The sequence below is a fragment of the Antrihabitans spumae genome (assembly GCF_043944905.1).
Taxonomy (GTDB): domain Bacteria; phylum Actinomycetota; class Actinomycetes; order Mycobacteriales; family Mycobacteriaceae; genus Antrihabitans; species Antrihabitans spumae.
In genome coordinates, this window is record NZ_JBIMSN010000152.1 from 1 (window position 1) to 4,415 (window position 4,415).

Below are 4,415 nucleotides of genomic sequence, written 5' to 3' on the forward strand. Positions count from 1 at the left end.
GAGCACCTTTCTTCATGAATGACACAGTCTCAGACTGAATTACGGTGAAAGCCGGAGGTTAACCGCGACCGCGTTGCCTTGAGAGTCAAAAGCAAGCAGATTGGATAGCGATGCCAATTTGCTTCCATCTGGTGCCGTGAAGATTATCCCCGTGGGCGTGTTCATCCACGAGAAGCCGGGCGGCAAACCGAGCAGCATACGGAACTCGCTTGGAGCTTGAGCGCTGTTGAGAGTGAGTCCCATGTTCACCGCGCCGCCCGTGTACCGTTTGAATCTCAGATCGAAACCAGGGCCTTGCAGTAGGACAGTGTCGCTGGTGGACGACGCGGCGAGCTGACTCCCGAACGGCACTCCGAACGACAGCGACTTCCCAGTTGACCCGAGTGCTACATGGGCCACTGGTGTGTGGATCCATTTGTTCTGGAACTGTTGGCGCGAAGATGCGCCCTGCACCGCGACTTCGTCTGCAATTGGATACCCGAAACTGCTGCCTTCATATCCAGCGCGAGACCACTGGTCGAGGATCGGCCCCGACACAGGGTGGGCTCCCGTTGTCGGCGACCAGTAAATAACCCCGTTCTCGAAGCGGTTCATCCGTCCCTGACCACCAGGTAAGACGACCTCATCGGAAATCGGGTATCCGAGAAAGCTTCGTTCGGCTGGCAGGGGACCCAATTGGTTCCACTTGTCACGGATGGCTCCGGTGACGTAATACGCTTCGTTGACTCTCCAGTAGATGGTCCCGCCTTGGAATGTCTGGCGCCGGCCTATGTTGTCGGGATTGACAATTTCGTCGGACGTCGGATAGCCGAGCTTGCCGCCCTCCCAGCCATTGCGTTGCCAGGCGGCGAAGAAGTGATTCACCACGGGATGCGCGCCAGCGCTGGGGTGCCAATATATAGGCCCGTTGGTGAAGGTCTGCCTGACGCCTACATTGTCTGGGTTTCGGATCTCATTCGACGTGGGCCAGAGCAGGAAGTTGTTTGGCCCGCCGAGGGAGTCGTACTTGACCCGAATCGCGCCGCAGACCTGGTAGCGCCACTCGGGCCAATAGGTCATGCAGTCGGTGGCCGCGGCCTGCGCACTTGTACGTTGCATCGTACGGCGCTTCAGCATTTCCGCCTCGGCGATCTCCGCCTTGTCAGCGTCTTCTTTGGTGAAGCCTTCTGGAATCTCTTCGCGATCCGAGCGCATCTGCCCGGGTACGACGGTCGATTTCGGTGATTCTGTCGGCTTCCACTTATCTGGCTTCGTCTTAGCAGTCGGAGGCGCGCTCGTCGTCGACTCCGGGGGCGCACTCTGCGGTGCCTCGACTTGTTCAGTTGGAGGTTCCGTTGGAACGGTCGTCGCCGGCTTCGTGTTTGGCGGAGGACTATCTGGAGTTCTACAGTTTCGCGATCAACTTAACCGACGGGCGAGTCGCCCCCGCCTGTAGCTTGACCGCTTGCCGACGACGCGACAATCTCACTGAGTTCCATTTCTCGCACCGCTTCCCGTGGTCCGCCTAACGAAGGTGATAGTACCTGAGGAATCGGCTGGAGAGCGCATCGCTGCAGCAACCAAATCAGATGGAACATCCCAATTCCATCTCGCGGGTGGGCCGGAGTCCTGGATTCGGGCAAGACTCCTCGATTCATGCCAACCGGTGACGAGCACCATGTGCCCTTGATATCCTGAGCGGTCTTCTTGGGTGAGTATGCCAGCGTCCAGTGCCACGACCGGCAGCCAGCCGTCGCGGATTCGAACACTGATGTCATCTAGCGTTGGAAGACGGTTCTCGAACTCGACGCCGCGAACCAAGCATTCATCGATAGCTTGCGCCTCTGCCTTAAAGTCAGAAATCTTAAAAAAATATTCGATGGTGTCATTATCGAAACCAGTTCGGACAAGTTCGGCTCGCGGGTCTACCGAAAGACCCTGGGCACTTATAGCATCGACGTGGATGACGTCGAAATTGTTGCCACTTAACCATGACAGCATCCTGTAGGGCCAGGTCTCAACGCCAGATTTGAAGCCAGTAATTTGTTCAGCTTCGAGATCTGAGACAACGATATCGGACAAGGTTTCGACGGTCATTATAAATGCCGCTTGCAAGCAATGCAATGCATCGTCAGTATTTGACACCGTTCGCGGTACACGAAAATAATCAATCATTATTCTCCATATTGTCGAGTATTAGCTCCGTCACGTCAACTCCGAAATCTCGATTCAAATAGTGCCAGCTTCCCGTCGGGTTTATGTCTGTTAGGTAAGGATGACCAGATTCATTCTCTACGGAGACATCGAAACAACAAAAGTCAAGCCTCAGCGCGGCGCAGATGGCGACCAAGTCTGAATCAACACCGGAAGGCAACCTATCCACAATATGGACACTCGTAGAATCCGCCGGCTTCAGCAATCGGAAATCGATGGGTGGAATTTCAGGTTCAATTCGAACGGCGATGCACACGCCTCGAACTACGTACACTCGAAATTCGACGCGATGCTCGATGAATTCCTGAACCATCCCTGGGGTTTGTAGACCTTTATCAGACAATTCGGCCATTTGTTGCTCGGAAAGCTCCGTGGTGTTGAAATACCGTCCACTACTAATTTCCTGCCACGAATTGATTGCTTTCGCAACGGTGCGCCGATCAAGATGCATGGAATCGATCTTAGTACCGATGTTTGTGTCCGGAATGGCGAGAGTTGTAGCGATTCCAACCGCGCGGTGCATCAGAAATAGCTTCTGATTCTGCATAACGTCAGCCCCCGGCTTGATGAGCCATCGGTTAGGCCATCGGGCCCACGATTGCATGAACATAGAGTCAAACACAGCGTTCCATTCCCTTGCCGAGAAGCTAGAGCTCACATCCTCAACAATATTGCGGCGCTTAACCACCAGCGGAAGAAACAGAACATCGGGTGTGTCGGAAGATTGAAGATCGAACGTTATCCCATCGCAGTGGACTTGAAGCCCAAAACCATGGCTATCGATTACGTAGTCACTTGAGGCCAGACCGAGCCTAAGATGACGAACATGTATGTTTCGGCGCCGCGCTATTCCTAGAATTGAACTGTTGTGCGGGTCATCCCAGCGGCTGATCAGCACAAGTTTTTTAAGGGTCATGGGTGTTCGCTCCAGTTCACGATGACACTCTGCCCGGGAAGGACCCACTTCGGTCCAATTACCTTAAAAGTCTTCGTCAACTGGTCGGAATCTGTCCTTATCCCTCCCCCAAGCCGCGGAACAACACTGAATTCATGGAGGGCCGAATTCGGAAATCCCGAGAAGTCGATATCTAGTCTCTGGAGATGGATACGTCGCGGAACACTCCAGAAGCAGTGTGTTCGAACGGACAGTTCTTGGTCGAGGATGAGTCGATACCTCACTTCCTTCGCATCGGTATTCACCACAAATCGATAATACTCGGCATCGTACTTAAAAGCAGCCTCACCTAAGAGTTCCGATATCTCAGACTCATTCATTTTTACCGCAGTGGCTTTGACAAACCTTTCGGCATTGCTGTCGGGCGCATAGGTCAAATATGGAAAGGCTGCCATCCCGCGTGATGGAACGAGTATCTCCGTAATATTCGGACATTCAGCGCACAAACGATCGGCGTCCTCCTCGGCATCTGTAATCGCCACAATGACATCCATGACCGATGATTGGAACTCCATAACAGCTCTCAAAACATACAGATTGGGGTCATCATGTGGTCGAGCCGCGAGTGATATTCGACAATCACGCCACAAAGTATCAGCTCGAACGTTCGGCGAATTCGTGAAATCCTGTAGTGCCTTAAAGATAGCTGGCGCTATTTCGTTCCGCAAGATCTGTTGCGCCCTACGCACGCCTACACGGAAGTGAGCAGCAATTCTTTCATACGTCGTGTCCGAGGAAACAAAGCGGCGATGATCGGCCGTTTCACGACTTCCAACAACGAGCTGAATCACCTCCTGATTGACGTACCGATCGTCAATCAGAAACGCTGCTGAAGCGTCGAGTAACAGTCGTCTAAACGAAGCGGCCAGTTGTGCTGTGCTCAGACCGTGGAAGGAAGGCACGTCTTCGAGTATCCAAGCTCTGAGATCAGCGGAATCTCGTATAGTCGCGTCGGATCCGCCATTTCGAAGGACCTCAAGGAGCAGGTCGAAATGCCTGTCGTTCACCGCGAAATCTCTGCGAAATCATGACGCAATAAATTTCGCGATACACGCGTAGCCCATTTCGGTACAGCCGTCCATCCTTCATAAGGACGACATCTATCCAGGACTCGAAGTGAAGTACCGAAGGGCCAAACCACGGTCGCTGGGTACGGCAGGTGTCGTCGAGCTGCGAGAGCAGGAGAACTCATCGTCACGTACGCGAGTCTAGCCTCGTGCTTTCACGGCGATTGAGCGGAAGTCCGTGTCACCAACAAAGAATGGTG

Annotated in this window: 4 protein-coding genes; all 4 read right to left on the reverse strand. The window is 53.6% G+C overall.

The window, feature by feature from the left end:
• Positions 1-39: 39 nt before the first annotated feature.
• Positions 40-1,194 carry an LGFP repeat-containing protein gene (locus ACHIRB_RS28540; RefSeq protein WP_395126675.1) on the reverse strand — a complete coding sequence of 385 codons (1,155 nt, stop codon included), beginning with the start codon at positions 1,192-1,194 and terminating at the stop codon, positions 40-42.
• Positions 1,195-1,464: 270 nt separating this feature from the next.
• The gene (locus ACHIRB_RS28545) at positions 1,465-2,154 is read right to left on the reverse strand and encodes a hypothetical protein (RefSeq protein ID WP_395126676.1); all 690 of its coding nucleotides are present in this window, start codon (positions 2,152-2,154) and stop codon (positions 1,465-1,467) included.
• Complete coding sequence (locus ACHIRB_RS28550; protein ID WP_395126677.1) at positions 2,147-3,109, reverse strand: ATP-grasp domain-containing protein; 963 nt, start codon at positions 3,107-3,109, stop codon at positions 2,147-2,149. The genes ACHIRB_RS28545 and ACHIRB_RS28550 overlap by 8 nt, the downstream gene beginning before the upstream one ends.
• On the reverse strand, positions 3,106-4,050 hold the full coding sequence (locus ACHIRB_RS28555; RefSeq protein WP_395126678.1) for a hypothetical protein: 945 nt from the start codon (positions 4,048-4,050) through the stop codon (positions 3,106-3,108). Before ACHIRB_RS28555 ends, ACHIRB_RS28550 begins: the two co-directional genes overlap by 4 nt.
• Between the last annotated feature and the right edge of the window lie 365 nt (positions 4,051-4,415).